This window comes from Psychromarinibacter halotolerans (assembly GCF_029168315.1).
Taxonomy (GTDB): Bacteria; Pseudomonadota; Alphaproteobacteria; order Rhodobacterales; family Rhodobacteraceae; genus Psychromarinibacter; species Psychromarinibacter halotolerans.
The window spans coordinates 28,988-54,398 of the sequence record NZ_JARGYD010000008.1; the positions used below are offsets into that span (position 1 = coordinate 28,988).

Below are 25,411 nucleotides of genomic sequence, written 5' to 3' on the forward strand. Positions count from 1 at the left end.
CCGGCCCGGTCGCGGATGCGACCGGGTCGGAGTTGGAGCACCTCGGGGAGGAGTCAGGCGCTCAGGTTGTAGACCGATTGTGCGAGATCGGCGCTGATGCGGCCTTCGGCAAGGTCGCGGCGCACCGCGTCCTCGGGCCGCTTGGACGGGTCGCCGTAGCCGCCGCCACCTGGGGTGACGATCGACACGATCTGGCCCGGTTTCAGGTCGACCATGCCGGAGAACTCGGTGCGGCCGTCGCCGAAGTCGAGATGCGTGCAGTCCGCCTGCAGCCCGCCTTCAAGGCCCCACGGGTTCGACCCCACGCGGCTGCCTTCGACGGTGAAGCGGCATTCCTTCTCGGCGCGGTAGACGCGGCGAATGCCCATGCCGCCCCGGAACTCGCCGGACCCGGCAGAGTCGTCGACCAGTTCATAGCGCAGCAGGGTCAGCGGATATTCCAGCTCCAGCGCCTCGACCGGCAGGTTCGAGGTGTTGGTCAGGCCGACGTGGATGCCCGACAGGCCGTCCGCCGAGGGACGCGCCCCGCCGCCGCCGCCGATGGTTTCCAGGTAGACCCAGATGTCGCCGTTGTCGTCGGTGCCGTTGAAGATCGCCCCGGTGCAGCAGCCGTTCCCCGCCGCCATCACCTTGCCCGGCAGCGCCTTGGCCAGCGCGCCGTATACAAGGTCGGTCACCCGCTGCGCCGCCGCGATACGGCCGTCCACGGCCGCCGGGTGCTCGCAGTTCAGGATCGTACCCTTGGGCGCGGTCACGGTCAGCGGACGGGCCAGGCCGGCATTCGGCAGGATCGTCGGATCCAGCACCGATTTCACGGTGAAGTAGCAGGCCGCCAGCAGCGAGGTGTAGATCAGGTTCAGACCGCCCCGCACCTGCGGCGGGCCGTCGAAGGCAAGCGTCATCTCGTCGCCTTTGACGGTGATCTCGACCTTGAAGGTCATGCCGCCCGACCGCTGGTTGCTGTCGAACACGTCCTCGAAGGCATAGGTCCCGTCAGGGATCGCCGCGATCGCGGTGCGCATCTTGCGCTCGGCGTAGTCCTGCAGCGCGTCACCGGCGGCCAGCACCTTGTCGCTGCCGTATTTCTCGCACAGGTCGGTCATCCGCTGCACGCACAGCCGGTTTGCCGACATCTGCGCACGCAGGTCCGACAGACGTTCGCGCGGCACCTGGCAGTTCAGCAGGAACATCGACTGCAGGTCGGTGTTCAGCTCGCCCTTGCGGTACAGGCGGACCGGCGGGATGCGCAGGCCTTCCTGGAAGATGTGGTCGTGGCCACGGTCCGCGAAGTCCGAGTGGTGCGCGGTGTTGACGGCCCAGCCGATCACGGTGGCATCCACGAAGATCGGTTCCGCCAGCACGATGTCCGGCAGGTGGGTGGCGCCGCCCGCGTAAGCGTCGTTCGCCATGAACACGTCGCCCGGCGCGATGTCCTGCAGGTCGAACCGTTCGAGGATCGCGGGGATCACACCAAGGAACGACCCAAGGTGCATCGGGATGTGTTCCGCCTGGCACAGGGTGTTGCCGCGGTGGTCGAACAGCGCGGTGGAACAGTCGCGCCGTTCCTTGATGTTGGTCGAGTAGGACGCGCGCACCAGCGCCTCGCCCATTTCCTCGACGATGGATTGCAGCGCCGAGCCGATGACCTCGACGGTAATGGGATCGATGGGCGTGCTCATGCCTTCACCTCCAGGATGAGGTTGAGATAGGGGTCCACGGTACCGGTCATGTCGGGCAGGATCACGGTGGTCGTGTCCATTTGCTCGACGATGGCCGGGCCTTGGATGACGTTGCCGGGGCGCAGCTTGTCGCGGGCGTAGACCGGCGACGGAACGAAGTCCTTCGCCTCGGCCATATAGACCTCGCGGCTGTCGATCTGCGCGGCCGAGGGGTCTTCGCCCTCGATCTCTTGCGCGGCGAACTGGGCCTTTTTCACGATGCCCGCCGCTTCAAGGCGCAGGGTGACCAGCTGGATCGGCTCGCCTTCCACGACGAAGCCGAACCGCTGCTTGTGCGCGGCCTCGAAGCCCGCTTCCAGCGCCTTGAACGTCTCGGCGGTGATCGGGCCCGCGGGGACCGGCACCGACAGTTCGTAGTTCTGGCCCATGTACCGCATGTCGGCGGTGCGGGTCATGACTTGCCGGTCGGCTTCGATGCCTTCCTTGTCGAACCAGTCCGCGGCCTGCCCTTGCAACTCTGTATACCCAGCCTCGACCGGGCCAAGAGCCTCGCTGCCCAGCGGCATCAGGCGGGACACGGCGAAGTCGGCACGCAGGTCGGTCAGCAGCAGACCCAGCGCGCACAGGGTGCCGGGGGTCAGCGGAACGATGACCTTGCCCATGTCCAATTCGCGCGCCAGCCGCGCGGCGTGAAGCGGGCCTGCGCCGCCGAAGGCCATCAGCGCATAGTCGCGCGGGTCATGCCCCCGCTGGACCGAGATCACGCGGATCGCCTTCGCCATGTTGGCCGTCACGACCGAGATGATACCCTGCGCGGTTTCCATCACATCAAGGCCCAGCTTGTCGGCCAGACGCTGCACGCTTTCGACCGCAAGGTCGCGGCGCACCTTCATGCGGCCGCCAAGGATCTCGACCGGGTTCAGCGTCTGTAGCACGATGTTGGCGTCGGTCACCGTCGGTTCGGTCGAGCCGAGGCCATAGCAGACCGGGCCGGGGTTCGCGCCCGCCGAGCGTGGGCCGACCTTCAGCAGGCCGCCGGTGTCGACATGGGCGATCGAGCCGCCGCCCGCACCCACGGTGTGGATGTCGAGCATCGGCGCCTTGATCGGATAGCCGTGCACGTCCGCCTCGCCGGTCAGCTGGCACACGCCATTCTGCAGCAGCGCCACGTCGGACGAGGTGCCGCCCACGTCGAAGGTGATGATGTTGTCGAAGCCGGACATCTTACCGATGGCCTGCGCCGCGACCACGCCGGTGGACGGGCCGGACAGCACGGTGCGCACCGGCAGGTCAGCCGCGGTGTCGAAGCCGATGACGCCGCCGTTCGACTGGGTCAGTTGCGGCGCGACCTTCAGGCCGATCTCGTCCAGACGGTCCTTCAGGCGGCGGATGTACCGCTGCATGACCGGGCCGAGGTAGGCGTTGACCACGGTGGTGGACAGACGCTCGAATTCGCGAAATTCGGGGGCGACGTCGTGGCTGGTGGACACGAAGACATCCGGCAGTTCCTCGGCGATGACCTTCTTGGCCATCTCCTCGTGCTCGGTGTTCAGGAAGCCGTACAGGAAGCAGACGGCCAGCGCCTTCACGTCTTCCTTGGCCAGCGCCCGAACCTCGGTGCGCAGGGCGTCGACGTCCAGCGGAAGATCGACGGTGCCGTCGTACTTCAGACGCTCGGGAACCTGACGGCGCAGGTCGCGGGTGACCAGCTGCTCGGGCTTTTCGGCGAACATGTCGTACAGGTTCGGACGCTTCTGGCGGCCGATTTCCAGCAGGTCGCGGAAACCATCCGACACGATCAGCCCGGTTTTCACGCCGCGCAATTCGATCAGCGCGTTGGTCGCGACCGTCGTGCCGTGACCAAGAAAGCCCAGCTCGGACGCGTCTGCGCCCACCTGTTCCAGACCTTCGACCACACCTTGCGTGATACCGCGCGACGGATCGTCCGGCGTGGACGAGACCTTCCAGATCTCGACCTTGCCGGTCTCGTCATCGAACAGGCAGACGTCAGTGAACGTCCCGCCGGAATCTACGCCAATTCTCCATGTCATTGGTTTTAGTCCCTGCTTTGTACTCTTACGCCGCGGCCGGAGTGACGGCCTCGGAATGCGTGTTGCGGAACCGTTCCAGCCGGAACGGCTTGGGGTCGACCACCGGCGCGGTGCCGCGCACGATGTCGGACATCAGTTGCCCTGCTCCCGGACCCGAGCCGAAGCCGTGCCCCGAGAAGCCTGCGTTCAGGTAAAGACCCGGCACTTTCTCGACCGGACCGATCACCGGGATCGCGTCTGGCGTCGCGTCGATCATGCCTGCCCAGCCATGCGTGACGCGCGCGTCCGAGAAGATCGGGAAGGCGCGTGGAAGCGTCTTCAGGATCAGGCGGTTGAACGGCTCGTGCGGCTGCGGATCAAGGACGCGCACCATTTCGAACGGGCTGCGCGCGTCCAGCGCCCAGCGCCGGGGCAGCTTCAGCTCGGTCACGAACTGGCCGTTCACGCGCAGCTTCAGCTCGCGCCAGCTTTTCAGGAAGGTCGGGAAGAAATCCCCGAACAGACGGAAGCTGTCGGGCACGATGGGCGCCACGTTGGCGTTGCGCACCGCGACGGTGAACCCGCCGTCCTGCCGCTTGCGGAAGGCGAAATCGCCGCCGCCCACCGGCATATCGGTCACCTGCGCCGCGCTTTCGATGCGGGCGGCGGTGCCAAGGATCTTCAGTTGCGGGAAGTTGACGCCGAGATTGCCAAGGAACATGCGCGACCACGCCCCCCCGGCGATGACAGCGCGTTCGCAGCGGATCGTGCCACGTTCGGTCACGATGGCGCTCAGTTGCCCGGCTGACGTCTCGATCCCGCGCACCGCGCAGTTCTCGAAGATCTTCACGCCAAGACGCTGCGCGCCCTTCGCCATCTGCGGCACCGCTTTCCACGGCTCCGCCTTGCCGTCGTTCGGCGTGTAAAGCCCCATGCTGTAGCGCGGGCTGATCCCCGGCAGCAGCTTGGCCAGCCCCTTGCCGTCCAGCACCTCGGACGCCATGCCGGCGTCCTTGGCATAGTCGGCCCACGCGCTGAACTCGGCGATCTCGTGCTTGGTGCGGTTGACGTAGGTGATGCCCGTCTCGCGGAACCCGGTGTCGATCCCGAACCGCTGATCAAGCTCGCGCCAGCGGTTAAGGCTTTCGATCGTCAGCGGCAGTTCGACCGGATCGCGGCCCATCTGGCGCACCCAGCCCCAGTTGCGGCTGCTTTGTTCCGCGCCGATCTGTCCCTTTTCGCACAACACCACGTTCACCCCGGCCTCGGCCAGGTACAGCGCCGTGGTGACGCCCGCGATGCCACCGCCGACGATCACCACGTCCGCTGAGGCGGGCAGCGTTTCGTCCGGTGTAATGCGCTCGATCAGTCCGGGTATCATCATGACCTCACAGGGTATCTTCCAGCCGGCAGTTCACCAGCATTTCGGCCATCGCCGCGTTGTTCGGAAGCTCGATCGCGGTGCGGACAAGGTTCGCCATCGTCTCGGGCTGGATCATCTCTTCGGGCGTCACCTTGCTGGTGTACGCGCTCATCTCGGTGCGCACGAACGAGGGGCAGATCGCGGTGGCGCGCACGCCCTTCTCCCAGCCGACCTGCCGGGTGGTGTGGGTCAGACCCATCGCCGCGAACTTGGTCATGTTGTAGCCCACCAGCGGGTTGCGCACGCGCTTGCCCGACATCGACACAACATTGACGATACGGCCACGGCCCGTCGCTTCGAGATGCGGCATGCACAGTCGGATCATCCGCAGCGGCGCCTTGACGTTCACGGCCCAAAGCCGGTCCAGCGCCTCGTCGTTGTCGTCCATCAGGTGGACATGTTCGCCCAGCCCCGCGTTGTTCACCAGCCCGTCGATGCGGCCGAACTTCGCCGCCGCCTCGGACACCCAAGCTTCTGCCGTCGCCGGTTCGAACGCGTCGAAACGTGCATAATGCGTCATGTCATCCGCCGGGCCGTGCTCGCCTTCCAGCGCCTCGACATTCCGGGCCCCCAGCGAAAGCCGATAGCCGTGCGCCTTCAGCTCGCGCACGATGGCCGCGCCGATCCCGCGGTTTGCGCCGGAAATCAGGATGACGGGGCTATCTTCAGTGGCGGTTGCCATAAAACTGTTCCTTCTTTGTCATGGGCGAGTCACCCGCTGACACTGACCCTTGCGCATTCATGCTCGTTTGTGAACGAAAAATCGTGGCTCAGTCGGAAATTTGCAGCTAAGCCGCAAATAGTCGCATCATTTGATTGATATTTAGGCATTAACCGCGACGTCATACGGTAGTTTTGCGAGAATGATTGACACAAAGCGTCACATTATGCCTGCATCGAGTCGTGAACGCGCACTTAATGCCATTATGCGCACGCAAACGATCACATCCGGGCACGCGCCACCACTGCGTCGCCGCCAACAGAGAGAGAGGAACGGACTATGACCTTTTCGCGTAGATCCTTCATGAAGACCGCCGCCGCGACTGGCGCCCTTACGGCCCTCGGCCGTCCCGCGCTTGCGCAGGGCATCCGCTGGGACATGGCCGACGAATACGGCGAGCAGGCGCTTTCGGGCAAGGCGTCGAAGTACTTCCTTGAGCAACTGAACGAAAAGATCGGGGACGCGCTGACCATCACCTACCAAGGCGGCGGCGCACTTGGCTATAACTCGGTCGACCACTTCGACGCCGTGCAGGACGGTGCCGTGCAGGCTGCCGTGACGCTGGTGACCCAGCTGGGCGGGATCGACCCGTTCTTCAACCTGTCCTCGCTGCCCTTCATCGCCTCGACCCCGGAAGAAGCCATGATGCTGTGGCAGGCCGCGCGCGAAGAATACGCGAAGATCTTCGAGGAAAACGGCATGGTCCTGCTGTGGGCGATGCCGAACCCGCCGTCGGGCATCAACGCGCCCGAACCGATCACCTCGCCCGAGGCGCTGGAAGGCCTGCGCATCCGCACCTACGACGTGAACGGCACCAACACCATGATGAACGCCGGCGCCGCGCCGCTTCAGGTGGCATGGTCCGACCTGATCCCGCAGCTGTCCACCGGCGGCATCGACGCGGTTCTGACCTCGGCCGACGGCGCGATGCAGCTGTCGCTGTGGGACTACGTGTCCGACTTCACCGAGCTGAACTACGCGATGGGCCTGTTCATGTGCCACGTGAACAAGGACGAGTTCGACGCCCTGCCGGAAGACGTGCAGACCGCGATCATGGAAATCCTGCCGGCCTGTGACGAGTACAACTGGTCGATCATGGTCGATTCCATCCAGACCGCCTACGACACGATGGAAGAAAACGGCATGACCATCACGCTTGACGATGATGTGCCCGCCGAGGTCTTCGAATTCCTGCAAGAAGCCGGCACCAGCGTGCGCGAGGACTGGGTCGCCCAGACCGGCGAACGCGGTCAGGCCGTGCTTGCCCGCTTCGAAGAGCTGAAATCGCAGGCCGGCTGACGCCGTAACCTGCGCTATACTGCCCGCGCCCTTTCCCTCCCGGGGGCGCGGGCACCCGGTAACGATTGCCCGAAGGAGGTCGCATGAGCGCCCAGACCCACCACGAAATGCCTGAGATCGAAGAACACCACCATCCCGAGGTGAACGACGACCCTGCATGGCTGGCCGTCATCGCGCGGATCTCCACGGCTCTCAACAAGCTGGCCGCCGTCGTCTCGGCGGCGCTGCTGGTCTGCATGACCTCGCTGATCCTCGTCGAGATCTGCATGCGCTTCTTCTCGAAATCCACCTACATGGCGGATGTCCTTGTGGGCTACGGCGTGGCCGCGATCACCTTCCTTGCGGCCCCTTGGGCGCTGGAGGAAGGCGCGATGATCCGCGTCACCGTTCTGACCGACAAGATGAAGGGCGCGGTCCGCTGGATCGCGGAAGCCTTTGCGCTGGCCTCTGCCGGTGCGCTGATGTGGTTCCTGATGATGCACCAGTGGGGGTCGGTCACCAAGCTGTTCGCCCGCGGCTCTGTCAGCCAGCACTTCATCCCCATCCCGCTCTGGATTCCCGAGGCCTTCTTCCTGACCGGCCTTGTCCTGCTGCTGTTCCATATCGTCGTTCGCGCCCTGCGGCTGCTGGCCGTTGGCCACGCCGAAGAACGCGCCCTGACCCTGTAAGCCCGAAGGACGACGTCTCATGACCACCGCCGCTTCCTCTCTTGTCCTTCTTGGCCTTCTGGTGCTGTTCCTTGGCGCCGGCACATGGATCTTCTCGGGCCTCATGCTAGTCGGCGCCAGCGCGATGTATTTCGTGCTGGACTTCAACCTGACCCGCATCGGGTCGATCGCCACCAAGGTGATCTCGTCCTCGGCGATCTCGTGGGAGCTTGCCGCGATCCCGATCTTCATGTGGATGGGCGACATCGTCTTCCGCACCGACATTTCACAGCGCCTGTTCCGCGGTCTTGCCCCGATGGTCGCGCGCATCCCCGGCGGGCTGCTGCACACCAACGTGTTCGGCTGCACCGTCTTCGCCGCCATCTCGGGTTCGTCCACCGCCACCACGGCGACGGTGGGCAAGATCACCATCCCCGAACTGCAAAAACGCGGCTATGACATCAACCTTGCCTCCGGCTCGCTGGCAGGCGCCGGCAGCTTCGGCCTGCTGATCCCGCCGTCCATCGCGATGATCGTCTACGGCGTGTTGGCGCAGGTCTCGATCGCGGACCTGTTCGCCGCCGGTCTGATCCCCGGCCTGATGATGGCCCTGCTCTACTCTGGCTACATCGCCATCTCGGCGCTGATCAGCCCGTCCAAGGCGCCCCGCTACGAAGGCGAGATCACCCTTGGCACGCTAGGCAAGGGCCTGCTGGAACTGGCGCCGATCATGATCCTGATGTTCATCGTGCTGGGCTCGATCTATTCCGGCATCGCCACCCCGTCCGAGGCGGCGGCGGTCGGCGTCGCGGGCGCCATCGTGATCACCATCGTGACCGGACAGTTCTCTTTCGCGCTGATGCGCGACAGCCTGATGAACACCATCCGCGTGTCGGCGATGATCCTGATGCTGATCGCGGCCTCGGCCTTCCTGTCGGCGGCCATCGCCTACATGCACCTGCCCACGCAGATTACCGAGGCGATCTCGGCAATGGATCTGTCGCCCTATGGCGTGCTGCTGATCCTTGCCGCGCTGTACATCGTGCTGGGCATGTTCCTTGACGGTACGTCGATGACCGTGATGACGGTTCCGATCGCCGTGCCGCTGATCGTGCAGGCCGGGTTCGACCCGCTGTGGTTCGGCATCTATCTTGTCATCATGATCGAGATGAGCGCCCTGACCCCGCCCGTCGGCCTGAACCTGTACGTTCTGCAGGGCCTGACCGGGGACAGCATGGGCCGCACCGTGCGCGCCGCTGCCCCGTTCTTCATCCTTCTCTGCATCGGTACGGTCATTCTGGCCGCATTCCCTCAGGTTGTCCTTTGGCTTCCGAACGCTCTGTGACAATCGTTGCACATAATAAACGAACGACCGGAACAAGGACTTTTCAGTGGGTGATTTCGAGGATGCGATAAGCGAAGAGATGCTGCCGGCAGAACGGCGGCAGCGTCTTATCGAGTGGTTCAAGACCAACCAGGCGGGCGTCACGCAGGACCTTGCGCGGATGTTCAACATCTCGGTCTCGACGATCCGCCGCGATCTTGACCTCCTGGCCTCGGAAGGGCTGGTACGCCGGACCCACGGCGGCGCGGTGGCGATCCGCAACCGCGCCACCTTCGAACTGTCCACCGACATGTCGCGCCGCACCGCGGTCGAGGAAAAGCAGGCCATCGTCGAGGTGGCGCTGAAGCTGATCGAACCGGACCAGTCGCTGCTGATCGACACCGGCGCGGTGATCTGCCACCTGCTGGCCGACGGCGTGGCGCAGCTAGACCACAACCTGACCGTCATCACCAACGACCTCTACGTCGCCAAGGCGCTGACCTACCGCGAGAACATCAAGCTGATCGTGCCCGGCGGCGCTTGCCGCTTCGGGTCGTTCTCTTTGTTGGGGGAACCGGCGCTGAGCTATCTCAAGGACATCCGCTGCGACACCTTCTTCATGTCGGCGGCGGCCATCGACGAGGAATGCGTGTCCGAGACGATGCTGGAGATGGTGCAACTGAAACGCGCGATGGTCGACGCCGCGCGCGAGACGGTCCTTCTGGCCGACAGCAGCCGCTTCATGGCCCGCGCCCTGCACCGCACCGCGCCGATCGAGCGGATCTCGACCATCATCACCGACCCCGGCCTCGCCGACGAGGACCGCGTGCGCTTCCCCTCGCCCACACCGTCCTTCCGCATCGCACAGATGTAGACCGCGCCTCGTCGGGCCGCGGCTCGGCGATCCGACGGTCGAGGCGTGGCAGTTTATGCCCGCCAAGCATCTCTGCCTTCGCCGCGTCGCGATGCCCTTGGCCAAATCGCCGGGCCGTGCGGGCGGCCCGACGATGCGCGGCGGCCCTAGGGGCCGCGGTTTCGCGCCGGGTGGGCGGAGCTGGGTGCAGGCAGGGCAAATCAACCGGAATTGTATTCTAAGGTGGATTACGCCTATTCGGAACTCAGCTAAGGCTAATATCCCATTTCGAACGACCGCTATGCGGACAGAGCCGACACAGGCTCAATGACACGAACGAGACCCAGCGAGAATATCGGCGATTTCTTTGGCACGGTCCCACTCAAACCCCGCGAGGGCTAAACCACTAGTAATCGGAGATAAAATTCTTGGACGACTAACAACTTCTCCACAGACACTTATGACAACCTGGCCTCCAACGTTTTCTGAAGTCAGCTTTGTCAATGCTGTTGACGTTGGCCCGTCAACTCGAAAAGAAATCTGATTGAATTCGGCATTTTCACCAAGTCGCACGTCCGAGATCGCGTTGCTTCCGAAGGCAAGGTCGCTACCGTTGTTCGCCGTGATCTGAATAACTGGTGCGTTCATATCATCTGCTCGAACCACCGAAACACTCCCCAACAGAACCAGCCCTATAGAGAGTATCCCAATCATGCTTTTCCCTCTGTTCTTCCCAATCCTCCATCAGACATTGGATGGCTTCTAAGAAACTTACAAGATGGGGCTCCAAGCCGACATTCGCCCTTCGGCACATCACCCCCTCAACGCAAAAGGGGCGCACCTCCCGGCACGCCCCTCCCATAGCTCATTCGCCCCCGATCAGAACGGGTAATGCTGCCCCGGCTGTTCGATGGTGATCCAGCGGGTCTCGGTGAAGGCGTCGATGCCCTGCTGGCTGCCGAACCGGCCATAGCCCGAGTCCTTCACGCCGCCGAACGGCATCTGCGCCTCGTCCTGCACCGTCGGGCCGTTGATGTGGCAGATGCCGGCGTTCAGGCGGTCGGCCACGTCCAGCGCGCGGGTGATGTCCGAGCCGAAGACCGCCGAGGACAGGCCGTATTCGGTGGTGTTCGCCAGCTCGACCGCGTGGTCGGTGTCGCGGGCGCGGATCACGCAGACCACGGGGCCGAAGCTTTCCTCGGTGAACAGCGGCATCGCGTCGGTGACGTGGTCGACGATGGTCGGCGGCATCACGGTGCTGTCCTTCGGCGCGCCGCCGGTGGTGACCTTGGCCCCCATCTGCACCGCCGAGTCGATCAGCCCATCGACCTTCTCGACCGTATCCATGTCCACGACGGACCCGATCACGACCTGCTCGGTCGGCTTGCCCACCGGCAGACCCGCGGTCTTCTCGGTGAATTTCTTCACGAACTCATCCGCGATCTTGTCGTCCACGATCACCCGCTCGGTCGACATGCAGATCTGGCCCTGGTTCATGAAAGCGCCGAAGCAGGCGGCGTTCACCGCCGCGTCGATGTCGGCGTCCTCAAGAACGACCAGCGGCGCCTTGCCGCCCAGTTCCAGCAGGCAGGGCTTCAGGTGCTTGCCCGCCTGTTCGGCGATGATGCGGCCCACGCGGGTCGAACCGGTGAAGTTGATGCGGCGGGTTTTCGGGTGCGCGATCAGGGCGCTGACCACCTCGGGCGCGTCCTCGGCCGAGTGAGTCACCACGTTCAGCACGCCGTTCGGCAGACCGGCGCGGCGGAACACCTCGCCGATCAGCATGTGAACGCGCGGGCATTTCTCGGACGCTTTCAGGATCACCGTGTTGCCGCAGGCAATCGGCATCGCCACGGCGCGGACGCCTAGGATGATCGCCGCATTCCACGGCGCCATGCCGACCAGAACGCCGACCGGCTTCTTCTGCGCCATCGCCAGCGTGCCCGGCTTGTCGGACGGGATGACCTCGCCCTTCAGCTGGGTGGTCATCGCCGCCGCCTCGCGCAGGATCTTGGCCGCGAACATCGCGTTGAACCCGGCCCACGGGCCGGTGCAGCCAACCTCGTCGACATAGGCCGAGATGAACTCGTCGGTCATCGCCTCCATCTCGTCGGCGGCCTTGTTCAGCAGCGCGCGCCGCTCGGACGGGCCGGTCTTCGACCAACTGGCAAAGGCGGCATCGGCGGCGGCCACGGCACGGTCGACGTCGGCCTTGCCGGCGGCGGGCGCGGTGGTGGCGACGGCGCCGGTGACCGGGTTCTTCCGGTCGAAGGTCCGTTTGCTGACGGCTTCGGCTTCTTGGCCGTCGATGAACAGGTCGATCTTCAAGGGGGTATCCTCCTCCAAAGGTGCAGTCTGCGGGTCGCGTCAGTCGCGCCCGATGGAAACTTCGATCAGCGCCAGACCCTTGTCGGCGCGGGTGTGGGCCAATGCCTCGGCCAGCGCGGTTTCGAACCCGTCAGCGGTCGAGACCTTGCGGGCCCACGCCCGGCTGGCTTGCGCGACGCGGACGAAATCGGGGCTGGGTTCCAGTGCGGTCAGCGGGATTTCGTTCGCCCGGGCGGCATAGCCGTTCGGGTACAGCCCCACGACGGACTGGCGCACGGCGCCCCACTCGGTGTTGTTCAGCACGACAAGCACGACCGACAGTCCTTTCGCCTCGGCAATCTGGTGGCACGCCACCGGGTTCGAGAACATGTAGGACCCGTCGCCCATCGTCGCGATCACGGTTCGGTCAGGATCGGCCATCTTGAAGCCCAGCGCGGTCGGGAAGCTCCAGCCCAGCCCGCCGGAATGGGGTTCCTGATACCACGCCTTGGAATGGCCCAGCGTCATCGGCCCCATCGGGCAGCCGAGTTCCGAGAACACCGTCGCCTCGTCACCGTCGATCGCGTCGGACAGCGCCTTGGCCACCCATGCTTTCGTCAGTTGCGGTGCATCACGGCCCGCGTCTGCGGCGCGCAGCCGGGCCTCGCGGTCGGCTTCGTTGCGTTTCGCCACCGTGGCGGCGCGTTTTTCGTTGCGCGCCTTCCGGCCCGACAGACGCGCATCCATCGCCGCCTTCAGCGCGCGGATGGAATCGCCGGTCTCGCCCACCAGCCCAAGGTCGCAGCGGAAGTTGCGCACGCCTGTCCGGCTGTGCAGCGGGTCGGGGCCCATCTGGATCACCTGCGCCTCTTCGCGCGGCTCGGCCACGTCGGGCGCCCACGGTGCAAGGCTGTTGATCACAAGAACCACGTCCGCCTCGGCCAGCAGCGGCTTGGGGTCGGGACCGGCGGCCATCGGGTGATCGGTCGGGATCGCAAGCTGCACGGCCCAGTACTGGCACACCGGGATGCCCCATTCCTCGGCCATCTCGGCCAGCGCCCCGAAGGCATGTTCGTCCCCTGCCCCGCGCTGCGCGAAGATCACCGGCGACTTCGCCTCGGCAAGGTAGTCGGCGGCAAGGTCGATCTCGGATTGCGGCGGCACCACGGCGCCCGCCTGCATCTGCGGACGGCGGCGGCCCCGGTCGGCCGGGATGGTTTCGCACAGCACTTCGCGCGGCAGGCTGACATAGACCGGCCCCTTGGGGCTGGAGGTCGCGATGCCATGCGCGCGGTCCATCACGTCATAGACCTGTTCCGGGAAGCGCAGTTCATAGTCCCACTTGCACGCCTCGCGCACCAGCGCGGTCTGGTCGAGCATTTCCTGCCCCCAGCCGATCGGCACGGTGCGCACGCCAAAGCGGCCGCGTTCCAGCGTGGGCGTGCGGCCGCCGATCAGCAGCACCGGCACCTGTTCCGTCGCCGCGTTGATCGCGCCCATCGAGGCATTCGCCAGCCCGACGTTCGTGTGCACCATCACCGCCTGCGGGCGGCCCGATGCAAGGTAATAGCCGTGCGCCATGCCCATCGCCGCGCTTTCGAACGGCATCACGATGGCCTCGGGCAGCTTCATGCCGCGCGCGCTGGCCTCGGCCAGACCTTCGATGATCGGCGGAAAGTCGGTGCCGGAGTTCGCAAAGATCACGTCGACACCCAGTTGTCCAAGCCGCGTCAGCAGCCCTGCGCCCGCGGTGATTGTTGTGGCCCCTGCCGTCGTCTCGGCGTTGCTGTCGTCGCGCATTTCGCTCCTCCCCTTGACTTCATCTCAATATTTGAGAAAGTTAATTCATATTATGATTTATGCCGCACCCGAGTCAATCCGGGTCGCGCCACGGGGGGGGGGTGGATGAGCACACCGCTGAATGGATCGCTGCTGCGCGGGTTCGAGATTCTGGGCCTGTTCACCGCCGACCGGCCCGAGATCACCGCCGCGCTGGTCCAGAAAGAACTGGGCCTGAACGCGGCGACGGCCCATCGGTTCCTTGCCACGCTGGAAGCCGCCGGCGCGCTGCACGCGGTGCGGCGCGGGGCCTATCGGCTGGGCACGGGGCTGATAGAACTGGGCGCGCTGGCGGAACAGACCAACCCCGCCCTGCGCCGCATTCAGCCGATCCTGGACGAACTGCGCGACCGCCTGAACGAATCGGTGATGGTCTGCCGCCTGTCGCGACAGGGCCCGACCTGCGCGCTGGTCGCCACCGCCGAACGGCCGATCACCGTCAGCATCCGCACCGGCACGACGCTTAGCCTGCTGAACTCGGCACAGGGGCGGCTGTGGCTGGCAGAGCTGTCGCCGACCGAGCGCGCGACGCTGGCCCAACGCACGGGCGAGACGCCCGCGGCGGAGCTTCCCGCCCTGCTGGACGCGATGGAACCGGAACTGGATCGCATCCGCGCCGACGGCGTTGCGCGCAATGCGGGCGACGCCGAGCCCGACATCGGGGCGGTCGCGGTGCCGCTGCGCGACCGGCAGGGAAAGGTCGCCCTGACGCTGTCGGTGTTCGGGCCGCTGAACCGCTTTACCGCCGAGCACGGCGACCGCCTTGAACCCGCCATCCGCGAGGCCGCGACCCGGATCTCGGACCTGCTGTCCGCCTGACGGCAGCATGCCGGGACGAAAACTGTTCGCCAAAGCAACCGACTGTGCTAACCACGCTTCCCGAACGAGCCATCCTGTTGCCTGACGCATCCGACGGCTTGGGACCGGAGATCCCGCGATGACGAACGCACAGGCCGAACCGGGCCAGCCCGACCTGAATTCCGACGTCCTTGGGCGCATCCACCAGATGATGCCGACCCTGTCGAGGACACAGCAGAAGATCGCCACGGCCATCATCTCGTACCCGCGCTTATTCGTGGAAAAGCCGATCGAGGATCTCGTGCCGTGGATCGGCGTCTCGGCCCCGACCATCACCCGCTTTTGCCGTGCCACAGGATGCGACGGGCTGCGGGACATGAAGCTGAAGGTCATGGGCGCGATGCGGGTCGGCGCACGCTATCTTGAAGAACCGGCGCCGCCCACCACCTTCGAGGCGATGCGCGAACAGGCGGCGATGCGGGCGCAGAACGGGGTCGCCGACGCGATGCGCATCCCCGAAGAACTGATCGAAAAAGCCATCGACCGCCTGCTGGGCGCGCGGGTGATCTATGCCTTCGGCAGCGGCGGCGTGTCTTCGTGGCTGATCGAAGAGGTCCAGAACCGGCTGTTCCGGCTGGGCATGAAGGTGATCCCCTGCCGCGACGGCGTGATGCAGTCGATGTTCGCGTCAACCACCAGCCGTGACGACGTGGTGCTGTGCTGCTCGCTGGGCGGCAACAACCGTGCCGAGCTAGAGGCGATGCGGATCGCGCAGGAATACGGCGCCTACTGCATCGCGATCTGCCCACCCAACACGAGTATGCAAGAGGCCGCCGACCTGGGGCTGCCGGTGGAAACCCACGACGACGGCGACGTCCTCGGGCCGACGTCAGCCCGGTACTCGATGCTGTTCGCGATCGACCTGATCTCGTTCGGCGCCGCGATTCGGTCGAAGACGCTGGCGGCAGAGTCGCTGCGGCGACTGAAGCAGCAGTTCGTGTCGCACATCGATCCCGACGACCGCCGCCCGCTGGCAGACTGATACAAAAATGTAAAATTTTGTGCAGCAGGTCGTCCGTTTTTTGGTCAGATAGCGAACCTCACAGCTATTTTGATCCAAAAATGCAAATTTTTAATTGAGCGACTTTCAGAAACTTCCAAGCTCGAAGGCAAGACAACCGGCGGGAAACGTCGGGACGACAGCCATCTCCAGCAAGGGAAGTTCTCTCATGAATACCAAATTGGACCAGTTTCTCGCCTCGCGGCGGCAGGTGCTTCAGGGCGGTGCTGCCGCGCTTGGCGCATCCACGATGCTTGGCCGCAGCGCCTTCGCCCAGCCCGCCGAGGCGATCTCGTTCATCGGCTGGCAGTTCCAGCCGCAGATGGTCGAGGAAAACGTCGGCATCTTCGAAGAGCTCTACACCGAGAACGTGAACTACGAACTCGTCAGCGGTGAATACCACCCGATCGCCGAAACCCGTCTGATCGGCGGCGAGCAGATCGACATGCTGTACGGCGAGGAAGACCGCGTCGCCCGCTGGAACATCGCCGGCTGGACCCGCGACCTTGAAGGTCTTCCGGGCGTCGAAGAGATCAAGGAAGGCCTGTACCCGGCGTCGCTGAACTCGCTGTCGCTGCCCGATGGCCGTCTGGCCGCGATGCCCTACTACGCCGGGCACCTTGCGTTCATGTACAACGCCGAGGCGCTGGAACAGGCCGGGCTGGAAGTTCCCACCACCATCGAGGAACTGCTGGACGCCTGCCGCAAGCTGAAGGCCGACGGCATTTCCGACGCCCCGTTCAACGGCGCGTGGGGTCAGGGCTGGCCGGAACTGTCGTGGTCGCTGTTCGGCTCTTGGTACGCCGAGGGCGCGCAGGTGTTCGATGCCGAAGGCAACTTCGTCGACGAGCCCGCCCTGCGCCGCGTGCTGGAAATGTACCGCACCCTGTACGAGGAAGGTCTTGTCGTCGAAGACATCATGACCCAACCGAACGAGGGCGTGCCCGCCTTCTCGTCGGGGGCGCATGTCTTCACCTTCCACCACGACTATAACCAGGCCGTGTTCAACAACCCCGAGCTGTCGCAGATCGCGGGCAAGGTGCAGAACGCGCTGATGCCGGGTGCGACGCAGTCGACCTTCGCTTGGACCGCGACCTACATGATGGGCGCCAACGCAGATCCCGAACGCGTCTGGGACATGCTGCAGTTCTTCGGCGGCAAAGCGTCGGACGGCGAATACTATGTCTGCAAAAAGTGGGCGCTGGCCTTCGGTCTGGGCTCTGCCCACCGCGAACTGATGGCCGACCCGGACGTGGTCGCCAGCTTCCGCGAATGGCGCGATCTGGACGTCACCAACGAGCAGATCGGCAACGCCACCTCGCGCAGCATCGCCAAGGAAATCTGGTTCTCGGAATGGGACCTGTTCATGATGCAGCGCGTACAGGAATACATCCGCGGCGCCGGCGACACCGACAGCCTTGTCGCGGCTCTGGCCGAGCAGGCGGAAGGCCTGAAGGCCGAGTACCAGTAAGACAGCCAAGGGTTCGGGCGCGGTCTTCCTCTCGCGCGCCCGCCTCGACGCTACGGCTTGCTTTCGGCAAGCCATTCCGCCGGGCCTCTCTCCCTGGGCCCGGCGGCACAAGCCCCAAATCCCCGCGCCGCCGCCCCAGGAGACCGATTTGACCGCTGTGGAAACCGAAGCCCGGGCCGTCCCCCGCCCCCCGCGCCGCCGCAAAGGCGGTGGCCGCGCACGGCCGCCCCTGTTCGCCTATCTCGCCACCGCGCCGACCCTGCTGCTGGTGCTTCTGGTGGTCGGCCTGCCGCTGGCCTATTCGATCTGGCTTGCCACGCACAAATCCAACCCGATCACCAAGCGCACCAGCTTCGTCGGGCTGGACAACTTCCGCACGGTGATCGCGCAGGACAGCTTCTGGAGCGCGTTCTACCGGACGATCTATTTCGTCGGCTTCTCGATGGTGCTGACCACGGTGCTGGGCATCGTGATGGCGCTGGTCCTGAACAAGGCCTTCCGCGGCCGCGGCTTCATGCGGTCGGTGATGCTGGTGCCGTGGGCGATGGCCCCGGTGTCCATCGGCGTTTTGTGGTCGTTCATCTACGCGGGCGACATCGGCACGCTGAACGGCCTTTTGCATGACCTCGGGCTGGGCTTCCTTGCCACGCCCTGGCTGGGCAACAATACCCGCGCGCTGAACCTTGTCGCGCTGACCCACGTCTGGAACCAGACGCCGCTGACCGCGCTGATGGTGCTTGCCGGGCTGCAGTCGATGCCCGCAAGCCTGCACAAGGCGGCGATGCTGGACGGCGCCGGTCCGGTCACCCGGTTCTTCCAGATCACCCTGCCGTGGCTGAAACCCACGCTGTTGTTCGTGTCGATCATCGCCACGATCAACGCGCTGATGGCCTTCGACATCATCATGATCATGACCGGCGGCGGCCCGGGCGAGGCGACGACCGTCTTCGCGTGGCTGGGCTATGTCTATTCGTTCCAGTTCCTGCGCTTCGGCCAGGGCGCGGCGATGCTGTACATCCTGACCGGCCTGTCGTTCCTGCTGGCCATCGTCTATGTCTTCGTGCTCAGCCCGCGCCGCCGCAAGGCGCGCGCCGCCGCCGTCGCCACGACGCCGGACACCACCACCCAGCGCATCCGCCGCCCCTACAGCATCACGCCGCCGCCGCCGCGCGACCCGGTGCTGTCGCCGCGCACCCGCGCGATCCTGTCGGACATCGGCTTTCGCCTGCTGGTGGCGCTGATCTTCATCTGGTCGGCCGTGCCCGTGCTGCTGCTGGTGATGATGAGCCTGACCCCCGCCAGCGACCTGATCCGCACCCCGCCCTCGGCGATCCCCTCGGGCTTCACGCTGGACAACTTCAAGGCCGTACTGTTCCCGGACGGCGGCACCACCTCGGTGCAGGCCCGCCGCGTGCCGCTGTCGCTGATGAACAGCTTCATCATCGGTGCGATCACCGTGGCGGTAGCTCTGGCGATCGCGCCCTTCGCGGGCTACGTTTTCGCCCGCTGGCCCCGCGCCCGCGTGTTCCAGGCCGGGCTGTGGGCCATGCTGTTCACCCGCATGACCCCGGCGCTGACGCTGGTGCTGCCCTTCTTCGTCATCTACCGCACGCTTGGCCTGATCGACACGCGGACCGGCATGGTCATCGCGCACCTGTCGATCCTGCTGCCGCTGGTGTCGTGGATGATGAAATCCACCTTCGAGGGCATCCCGAAAAGCCTTGATGCCGCCGCGCGCATCGACGGCTGCACCAATTTCCAGATGATGACCAAGGTGCTTCTGCCGGTGATCCGGCCGGGCATCATGGCAGCCGCGATCTTCGGCTTCCTCGTCAGCTGGAACGAGTTCCTGTTTGCCATGATCCTGACCTCGACGCCCGACAGCCAGACGATCACCGTCGTCCTGTCCGGCTTTCTGCAGCAGGCGCGGTTCCACGAGTACGGGCCGATGTTCGCGGCCTCTGTGCTGTCGGTCCTGCCGCCCGTGATCATCGCGTTCGTCTTCCAACGTTACCTCGTGCAGGGCGCATTGTCCGGCGCGGTCAAAGGCTGAGGAGTAGTCCAATGGCTTCCATCACCATCGACAACGTCATCAAGGACTACGGCACCACCCGCGTCCTGCATGGCCTGAACCTCGACATCCGCGAGGGAGAGTTCGTGTCGCTTCTCGGGCCCTCGGGCTGCGGCAAGTCCACGCTGCTGTTCTGCGTCGCCGGACTTGAACCGATCAGCGACGGGCAGATCCGGTTCGACGGCACCGACATGGCGCAGCGCAGTTCGCGCGACCGCAACATCGCGCTCGTGTTTCAGGACTATGCCCTCTACCCGCATATGTCGGTCCGCGAGAACATCGCATTCCCGCTGAAGCGGCTGAAGGTCGACACCCAGACCATCGAGGCACAGGTCAAATGGGCCGCCGAGACGCTGGGCCTGTCGGCCCTGCTGGACCGCGCCCCGTCCGACCTGTCGGGCGGCCAGCGCCAGCGCGTCGCCGTGGGCCGCGCCATCGTGCGCAACCCCGCCGCGCTGCTGATGGACGAACCGCTGTCGAACCTCGACGCCTCGCTGCGGGTCCACATGCGGACCGAGATCAAGCGGCTGGCGCGCGAGCTGGGACTGACCGTGCTGTTCGTCACCCACGATCAGGAAGAGGCGATGGTGATGTCCGACCGCATCGCGGTGCTGTCGAACGGCTATCTTCAACAGTTCGCGGAACCGATGGAGGTCTATCGCAACCCGGCCAACCGCTTCGTGGCCGAGTTCATCGGCTCGCCGAAGATGAACCTGCTGCCGGGAGCCGACAGCAAGATCCTGATGGGCCTGCGCCCGCAGGACCTGACGCCCGCCAGCTCCGCCGACGCGTCCGACGCCTATGCCGTCACCGGCAACGTCGCCCTGATCGAACCGGCGGGGCCCCACTATTTCCTCGACGTCATGGTCAACGGGCAGATGGTCAAGGCCACCGCCAACGAGATCGACGGCATCGGGCAAGGGTCCGAGGTGAAACTCACGGCCCCGGCGCACCGCGTCTATCGCTTCGACAGCGAAAGCGGCGTGGCTCTCTGACGCGCATTGCGGGGACAAGCGGCGGCACGACCGCCGTGCAGAATAAAGACAACGAAAAGGAACATTGTATGAGTTTCGACCTTCTCCTTCGCAACGGGCACGTGATCGACCCCGCCCAAGGGATCGACGGCGTGCAGGACGTTGCGCTTAAGGACGGGAAGGTGGCCGCCATCGGTCCCAACCTGACCGGCGATGCGAAGGAGGTCTCTGACCTGTCCGGGCTGATCGTGACCCCCGGCCTGATCGACCTGCACACTCACGTTTACTGGGGCGGCACCTCGCTGGGGATCGACGCGGACATGTTCGCCAAGACCTCGGCCGTGACCACCGCCGTCGACACCGGCAGCGCCGGGCCCGGCAACTATCCCGGCTTCAAGAAACACGTCATCGAACCCGCGACCGCGCGGATTCTCGTGTATCTGCACGTCTCTTTCGCCGGCATCTTTGCCTTTTCGAAGAACCTGATGGTCGGCGAAAGCCACGACTGGCGGCTGATGGCCCCGCGCGAGGCCGTCGAAGTGGCCAAGTCCGACCCCGACAACATCATCGGGATCAAGGTCCGTATCGGCAAGCACGCCTCTGGCCCCACGGGGATCGACCCGCTGGTCGTCGCACTTCAGGTCGCCGACGAGACCGGCCTGCCGCTGATGTGCCACATCGACGAACCGCCCCCCTCGTACGAGGCGGTGGTCGACATGCTGCGCCCCGGCGATGTGCTGACCCACTGCTTCCGTCCCTTCCCGAACTCGCCCCTGACAGGCGATGGACAGGTGAAACCCGCCGTGCTGGCCGCCCGCGAACGCGGCGTGATCTTCGACATCGGCCACGGCATGGGCTCGTTCGGCTGGGAAACCGCGCGCGGCATGATGGCGAACGACTTCCCGCCCGACGTGATTTCGTCGGACGTGCACGCCTTGTGCATCGAAGGCCCGGCCTATGATCAGGTCACCTCGCTGACCAAGTTCCTGCCACTGGGCATGAGCCTGTCCGAGATCGTCCGCTCGTCCACCGAAACGCCCGCCAACGCGATCCGGCGGCCCGAACTGGGGTCGCTGAAGCCGGGGACCCCGGGCGACGTGTCGGTGCTGTCTATGAAGAAGGGCAGCTTCGATCTGGAAGACGTCCGGGGCGAGATCGTCACCGTGGAGGAACGCCTGTTCGCCGAGGGCTGCGTGATCGGCGGGAAATGGTTCAAGGAAGCCGGAAAGGTCGTGGCATGAACGAGCAGGCAAAGATCATGGCGGCGGACCTGCCCGCCCTTGCGGACACCCCCGCGAATTTCATCGGCGGCGCGTGGGAAAACGCGGAAAGCGGCACCTTCCCGGTCGTAAACCCCGCCACCGGCGAAACCATCGCACTGCTTCCCGCAAGCAGCCGCGCGACGGCGCACCGGGCCATCGAAGCCGCGAACGCGGCGCAGCCCGCGTGGGCCAAGGTTCCGCTGTGGGACCGCGCCGCGCTGTGCGTGAAGCTGGCCGACGCGATCGACGCCAACCTCGAAGACCTTGCCCGCGTGCTGTCGATGGAACAGGGCAAGCCGCTGGCCCAGTCGATGGGCGAGGTCGGCAAGGCCGCCGATGGCTTCCGCATGAACGCGGAACTGGTCAAGTACATGACCGGCGAGACGATCCCCGGCGAAACGCCGAACCGGCAGGTCATCACCCGCCGCTTCCCGCGCGGGGTCTACGCGGTGATCACGCCGTGGAACTTCCCGGTCAACATCCCGACCGAATACCTCGCCCCCGCCATCGCCACCGGCAACACCGTGGTCTGGGTGCCTGCGCCGACCACCTCGCTTGTCGCGGTGGCCTTCATGCGGGTGCTGGCCGAAGCCGGGCTGCCCGAGGGCCTGATCAACCTTGTGCTGGGCGAAGGCGCGACCGTCGGGGACGAGATCGTCGTGAACCCCGGCACCCACGCCATCGGCTTCACCGGCTCGGCTGCCACCGGCAAGCGCATCGCGGAACGCGGCGCGGGCAAGCCGATGCTGCTGGAACTGGGCGGCAACGGCCCGATGATCGTGCGCGCCGACGCCGATCTGGACAAGGCGGCTGCGGCCGCGGCGGACGGGGCCTTTGGCAACGCGGGTCAGATATGCGCCGCCACCGGCCGCGTGCTGGCGCATGTCGACGTGGCCACGCCGCTGGCCGAGAAGATCGCGGAACACGCCCGCGCCCATGTCGTCGGCGACCCGATGCACCAAGGCACGACGATGGGGCCGCTGAACAACGCGGCCGTCGCCACGAAAGTTGCGCAGCACGTCACCGAGGCCATCGCCGACGGCGCCCGCGTGCTGGCTGGCGGCAAGGCCCTTCCCGAGGCGGGCAGCGACCTGTTCTATGCCCCCACCGTGTTGGACGGCGTCACCCCCGAGATGCGGATCGCCCGCGAAGAGACCTTCGGCCCCATCGTTCCGGTGATCGCCCTTGGCGACGACGCAGAGCTGATGCGGGTGGCGAAGGACACCGAGTACGGCCTGTCGATGTCGATCTTCTCGAACGACATCGAAACCGCGATGGCGATGTCGGGCGAACTGTCCGCCGGGATCGTGAACATCAACGAGGGCACGACCTACTGGGAAATCCACATGCCCTTCGGCGGCGGGTCCGGCACCAAGTCGGGCATCGGCCGGATCGGCGGCAAGCACACACTGGAAGCGATGACCGAGGTCCGCTCGGTTTCGGTTCCCCTCCCCCATTTCGGATAGAGCCGGAAAAGGAAACGGTAGAATGACGGTACATGACGGAACGAAGGGCGTTGCGCTGGCACAGCTTGCCGACGCGCTTGCCGCTTTCGTGGACGAGCTTTTGCCCGGCGGCAACGGCTGGCCCAAGGCCTCGGTCGTCGGGATTCAGTTCCCGCTGGTCGAGCGGCTGATCGAGCAGAACGGCGAACCGGCGCTGACCGCGCTGGCCCAGACGCTGAACAAGATCGGAGCGCCGTGGGCCGGGATGGAACCGGCGGAACGGGTCGAGGCGGTGAAATCGCTGGAAGCGTCCGATCCGGGCCGCTTCGGCTGGCTGCGCGACGCTGCGTTTCAGGCCTATTACGAAAGCCCCGTCATCGTGATGCTGATCGACGCGAACGGCACGCCCTACAAGATCCGCCCGCACCTGTCGGGTTACGACCTGCCCAAGTTCGACCGCGCCACGCAGACCCCGCGCCACAACCGGGGCCACTACATCCCGACCGATCAGGTGAAACCCGTGGATACCTCGGGGCTGAACCTCGACACCGTGAAGACCGAGAAATGGGGGCTACAGCGATGAGCACCGAAACCGAACGCGACGTTCTCATCATCGGATCGGGCGCCACGGGCGCGCTGTCGGCGCTGGTGTTGTCGCAGGCCGGGCTGGACGTCCTGTGCCTTGAACAGGGCGGCTGGGTCGAGAAGAACGAGTTCGTGCACAACCACACCAACTGGTCATGGCAGCGGGCGACCAACTGGAACCCCGACATCACCCAGCGCGACCATCCCGACGACTACGAGATGCAGACCGACAGCAGCCAGCCGCTGATGTGGAACGCGGTGGGCGGCTCGACCAACGCTTACGGCGCGATCTGGCCGCGCTATCGCCCGTCGGATTTCCGCAAGGGGGACGAGCACGGACTGCAGCCGAACTGGCCCATCGCCTATGAGGACATCGCGCCGTTCTACGAACGCGTCGACGCCATTCTTGGCACCTCGGGCCTGTCGGGCGACCCGGCGATGCCGCCGCGCCCCGAATGCCCGACCGGGCCGCTGCCCTTCACCAAGCCGGCGCAGAAGCTGGCCGAAGGGTTCGACAAGCTGGGCTGGCATTGGTGGCCCGCCGAGGCGGGCGTGATTTCCGAAGACTACGACGGCCGCCCGGCCTGCAACAACTGCGGCCTGTGCAACGGCTGTCCGCGCGGGTCGATGACTCTGTATGCGGAATCCGTCTGGCCCAAGGCGCTGGCCGCCGGGACCGAGTTGCGCACCCACGCTCGGGTGCTGAAGATCCTGACCGGCACCGACGGCCGCGCCACCGGCGCGCGGTTCAAGGACCGCCTGACCGGCGAGATCCACGAGGTCACCGCCAAGATCGTCATCGTCGCGGCCAACGGCGTGGGCACCCCGCGCCTGCTGCTGGCGTCGGGCATCGCCAACTCGTCGGACATGGTGGGCCGCAACCTGCTGCACCACACGCTTGTCTCGGCGCAGATCTGGGTCGACGAACAGGTCGACGGTCAGATGGGCTATGTCGCCTCGGTCCTCGGGCGCGAATTCGCGGAAACCGACACCAGCCGCGGGTTCGTCAACGGCTTCAACTTCAACTGCACCACCTCGACCCCCTCGGCGGGCGAACTGGCCACCGGCTGGATGAGCGGCACCAAAGCCCCGTGGGGCGCCGAGCATCACGACTGGATGGAAAAGCGGTTCGGCCACTCGATCGGGCTGTTCGCCATCGGCGACGACCTTCCCAACCCGGAAAACCGCGTGTATCTGGATGACAGCGTCACCGACGAGGATGGCATCCCCGTCATCAAGATGCACTACGAACCCGGCGAGAACGACAAGCGCATGATGAACTACATGCTCGACCGTTTGCAGGAGATCGGCGAGGCCTGCGGGGCCTTCGACATCGCGCTGAACGACTATCGCGATGAAGACGGCGTGTACCGCACACCCGCGTGGCACATGATCGGCACCTGCCGGATGGGCGACGACCCCGCGACCTCGGTGGTCAACGGGTGGCACCAGTCCTGGGACGTGCCGAACATGTTCATCGTCGACGGCTCGGTGCTGGCGACCGGCGGTGTGGTGAACCCCACCCCGACGATCTCGGCACTGGCGCTGCGCGCGGCGGAATACATCCGCGACAACTTCGCCGACCTGACCACACCGCAGCGGACGATGGCCGCCTGAAGATCG

At 65.6% G+C, this 25,411-nt stretch carries 20 protein-coding genes; 13 read left to right on the forward strand and 7 right to left on the reverse strand.

From position 1 onward, the window contains the following. Nucleotides 1-53: 53 nt before the first annotated feature. Genes P1K30_RS18075 through P1K30_RS18090 form a run of 4 tightly spaced genes read right to left on the reverse strand, consistent with a single transcriptional unit; the run spans nucleotide 54 to nucleotide 5,814 of the window. Nucleotides 54-1,679, reverse strand: a complete 1,626-nt coding sequence (locus P1K30_RS18075) for a hydantoinase B/oxoprolinase family protein (RefSeq protein ID WP_275634173.1) — start codon at nucleotides 1,677-1,679, stop codon at nucleotides 54-56. Then, the gene (locus P1K30_RS18080; protein WP_275634174.1) at nucleotides 1,676-3,730 is read right to left on the reverse strand and encodes a hydantoinase/oxoprolinase family protein; all 2,055 of its coding nucleotides are present in this window, start codon (nucleotides 3,728-3,730) and stop codon (nucleotides 1,676-1,678) included. The genes P1K30_RS18075 and P1K30_RS18080 overlap by 4 nt, the downstream gene beginning before the upstream one ends. A gap of 25 nt (nucleotides 3,731-3,755) precedes the next feature. Beyond that, entirely contained in the window at nucleotides 3,756-5,093 is a 1,338-nt protein-coding gene (locus P1K30_RS18085; protein ID WP_275634175.1) for an NAD(P)/FAD-dependent oxidoreductase, read from the reverse strand. 4 nt (nucleotides 5,094-5,097) lie between these two features. Beyond that, nucleotides 5,098-5,814, reverse strand: coding sequence for an SDR family NAD(P)-dependent oxidoreductase (locus P1K30_RS18090; protein WP_275634176.1), 717 nt, complete (start codon nucleotides 5,812-5,814; stop codon nucleotides 5,098-5,100). A gap of 318 nt (nucleotides 5,815-6,132) precedes the next feature. On the opposite strand from P1K30_RS18090, the gene P1K30_RS18095 reads away from it, so the two are divergent. From P1K30_RS18095 to P1K30_RS18110, 4 genes are all read left to right on the forward strand, one after another. Beyond that, nucleotides 6,133-7,152 (forward strand): TRAP transporter substrate-binding protein, encoded by a 1,020-nt coding sequence (locus tag P1K30_RS18095; protein WP_275634177.1) that lies wholly within the window; start codon nucleotides 6,133-6,135, stop codon nucleotides 7,150-7,152. An 83-nt stretch (nucleotides 7,153-7,235) separates the two neighbouring features. Continuing rightward, the gene (locus tag P1K30_RS18100) at nucleotides 7,236-7,820 is read left to right on the forward strand and encodes a TRAP transporter small permease (RefSeq protein ID WP_093994442.1); all 585 of its coding nucleotides are present in this window, start codon (nucleotides 7,236-7,238) and stop codon (nucleotides 7,818-7,820) included. Between the two features lie 19 nt (nucleotides 7,821-7,839). Continuing rightward, on the forward strand, nucleotides 7,840-9,144 hold the full coding sequence (locus P1K30_RS18105; RefSeq protein ID WP_275634178.1) for a TRAP transporter large permease: 1,305 nt from the start codon (nucleotides 7,840-7,842) through the stop codon (nucleotides 9,142-9,144). A 46-nt stretch (nucleotides 9,145-9,190) separates the two neighbouring features. Continuing rightward, nucleotides 9,191-9,997, forward strand: a complete 807-nt coding sequence (locus P1K30_RS18110) for a DeoR/GlpR family DNA-binding transcription regulator (protein WP_275634179.1) — start codon at nucleotides 9,191-9,193, stop codon at nucleotides 9,995-9,997. Nucleotides 9,998-10,300: 303 nt separating this feature from the next. On the opposite strand, the gene P1K30_RS18115 is transcribed toward P1K30_RS18110, so the two are convergent. From P1K30_RS18115 to P1K30_RS18125, 3 genes are all read right to left on the reverse strand, one after another. After that, the gene (locus P1K30_RS18115) at nucleotides 10,301-10,690 is read right to left on the reverse strand and encodes a SecDF P1 head subdomain-containing protein (protein WP_275634180.1); all 390 of its coding nucleotides are present in this window, start codon (nucleotides 10,688-10,690) and stop codon (nucleotides 10,301-10,303) included. Nucleotides 10,691-10,855: 165 nt separating this feature from the next. Further along, the gene (locus P1K30_RS18120; protein ID WP_275634181.1) at nucleotides 10,856-12,304 is read right to left on the reverse strand and encodes an aldehyde dehydrogenase; all 1,449 of its coding nucleotides are present in this window, start codon (nucleotides 12,302-12,304) and stop codon (nucleotides 10,856-10,858) included. 39 nt (nucleotides 12,305-12,343) lie between these two features. Further along, a complete protein-coding gene (locus P1K30_RS18125; protein WP_275634182.1) occupies nucleotides 12,344-14,083 on the reverse strand; it encodes a thiamine pyrophosphate-requiring protein in 1,740 nt (579 codons plus the stop codon). 105 nt (nucleotides 14,084-14,188) lie between these two features. Between P1K30_RS18125 and P1K30_RS18130 the strand changes: the two genes are divergently transcribed. The 9 genes from P1K30_RS18130 to P1K30_RS18170 all read left to right on the forward strand — a co-directional run bounded on the left by P1K30_RS18130 (nucleotide 14,189) and on the right by P1K30_RS18170 (nucleotide 25,405). Continuing rightward, entirely contained in the window at nucleotides 14,189-14,941 is a 753-nt protein-coding gene (locus P1K30_RS18130) for an IclR family transcriptional regulator (RefSeq protein ID WP_275634183.1), read from the forward strand. A 118-nt stretch (nucleotides 14,942-15,059) separates the two neighbouring features. After that, the gene (locus P1K30_RS18135) at nucleotides 15,060-15,962 is read left to right on the forward strand and encodes a MurR/RpiR family transcriptional regulator (protein ID WP_275634184.1); all 903 of its coding nucleotides are present in this window, start codon (nucleotides 15,060-15,062) and stop codon (nucleotides 15,960-15,962) included. 187 nt (nucleotides 15,963-16,149) lie between these two features. After that, entirely contained in the window at nucleotides 16,150-17,451 is a 1,302-nt protein-coding gene (locus P1K30_RS18140) for an ABC transporter substrate-binding protein (protein WP_275634185.1), read from the forward strand. A 157-nt stretch (nucleotides 17,452-17,608) separates the two neighbouring features. Then, nucleotides 17,609-19,504: an ABC transporter permease gene (locus P1K30_RS18145; protein ID WP_275634338.1), complete on the forward strand. Its 1,896-nt coding sequence runs from the start codon at nucleotides 17,609-17,611 to the stop codon at nucleotides 19,502-19,504. Nucleotides 19,505-19,515: 11 nt separating this feature from the next. After that, complete coding sequence (locus P1K30_RS18150; RefSeq protein WP_275634186.1) at nucleotides 19,516-20,517, forward strand: ABC transporter ATP-binding protein; 1,002 nt, start codon at nucleotides 19,516-19,518, stop codon at nucleotides 20,515-20,517. 68 nt (nucleotides 20,518-20,585) lie between these two features. Then, a complete protein-coding gene (locus tag P1K30_RS18155; protein ID WP_275634187.1) occupies nucleotides 20,586-21,737 on the forward strand; it encodes an amidohydrolase/deacetylase family metallohydrolase in 1,152 nt (383 codons plus the stop codon). Beyond that, the gene (locus P1K30_RS18160) at nucleotides 21,734-23,224 is read left to right on the forward strand and encodes an aldehyde dehydrogenase family protein (protein ID WP_275634188.1); all 1,491 of its coding nucleotides are present in this window, start codon (nucleotides 21,734-21,736) and stop codon (nucleotides 23,222-23,224) included. The genes P1K30_RS18155 and P1K30_RS18160 overlap by 4 nt, the downstream gene beginning before the upstream one ends. Before the next feature lie 22 nt (nucleotides 23,225-23,246). Further along, entirely contained in the window at nucleotides 23,247-23,786 is a 540-nt protein-coding gene (locus P1K30_RS18165) for a hypothetical protein (RefSeq protein ID WP_275634189.1), read from the forward strand. Beyond that, nucleotides 23,783-25,405 (forward strand): GMC family oxidoreductase, encoded by a 1,623-nt coding sequence (locus P1K30_RS18170; protein ID WP_275634190.1) that lies wholly within the window; start codon nucleotides 23,783-23,785, stop codon nucleotides 25,403-25,405. Before P1K30_RS18165 ends, P1K30_RS18170 begins: the two co-directional genes overlap by 4 nt. Nucleotides 25,406-25,411 lie beyond the last annotated feature (6 nt).

What these genes read in the sequence shown, in the direction of transcription:
- P1K30_RS18075 (WP_275634173.1), bottom strand. Translation starts at nt 1,679, where the DNA reads ATGAGCACGCCCATCGATCCCATTACCGTCGAGGTCATCGGCTCGGCG.
- P1K30_RS18080 (WP_275634174.1), bottom strand. Translation starts at nt 3,730, where the DNA reads ATGACATGGAGAATTGGCGTAGATTCCGGCGGGACGTTCACTGACGTC.
- P1K30_RS18085 (WP_275634175.1), bottom strand. Translation starts at nt 5,093, where the DNA reads ATGATGATACCCGGACTGATCGAGCGCATTACACCGGACGAAACGCTG.
- P1K30_RS18090 (WP_275634176.1), bottom strand. Translation starts at nt 5,814, where the DNA reads ATGGCAACCGCCACTGAAGATAGCCCCGTCATCCTGATTTCCGGCGCA.
- P1K30_RS18095 (WP_275634177.1), top strand. Translation starts at nt 6,133, where the DNA reads ATGACCTTTTCGCGTAGATCCTTCATGAAGACCGCCGCCGCGACTGGC.
- P1K30_RS18100 (WP_093994442.1), top strand. Translation starts at nt 7,236, where the DNA reads ATGAGCGCCCAGACCCACCACGAAATGCCTGAGATCGAAGAACACCAC.
- P1K30_RS18105 (WP_275634178.1), top strand. Translation starts at nt 7,840, where the DNA reads ATGACCACCGCCGCTTCCTCTCTTGTCCTTCTTGGCCTTCTGGTGCTG.
- P1K30_RS18115 (WP_275634180.1), bottom strand. Translation starts at nt 10,690, where the DNA reads ATGATTGGGATACTCTCTATAGGGCTGGTTCTGTTGGGGAGTGTTTCG.
- P1K30_RS18125 (WP_275634182.1), bottom strand. Translation starts at nt 14,083, where the DNA reads ATGCGCGACGACAGCAACGCCGAGACGACGGCAGGGGCCACAACAATC.
- P1K30_RS18130 (WP_275634183.1), top strand. Translation starts at nt 14,189, where the DNA reads ATGAGCACACCGCTGAATGGATCGCTGCTGCGCGGGTTCGAGATTCTG.
- P1K30_RS18135 (WP_275634184.1), top strand. Translation starts at nt 15,060, where the DNA reads ATGACGAACGCACAGGCCGAACCGGGCCAGCCCGACCTGAATTCCGAC.
- P1K30_RS18140 (WP_275634185.1), top strand. Translation starts at nt 16,150, where the DNA reads ATGAATACCAAATTGGACCAGTTTCTCGCCTCGCGGCGGCAGGTGCTT.
- P1K30_RS18150 (WP_275634186.1), top strand. Translation starts at nt 19,516, where the DNA reads ATGGCTTCCATCACCATCGACAACGTCATCAAGGACTACGGCACCACC.
- P1K30_RS18155 (WP_275634187.1), top strand. Translation starts at nt 20,586, where the DNA reads ATGAGTTTCGACCTTCTCCTTCGCAACGGGCACGTGATCGACCCCGCC.
- P1K30_RS18160 (WP_275634188.1), top strand. Translation starts at nt 21,734, where the DNA reads ATGAACGAGCAGGCAAAGATCATGGCGGCGGACCTGCCCGCCCTTGCG.
- P1K30_RS18165 (WP_275634189.1), top strand. Translation starts at nt 23,247, where the DNA reads ATGACGGTACATGACGGAACGAAGGGCGTTGCGCTGGCACAGCTTGCC.
- P1K30_RS18170 (WP_275634190.1), top strand. Translation starts at nt 23,783, where the DNA reads ATGAGCACCGAAACCGAACGCGACGTTCTCATCATCGGATCGGGCGCC.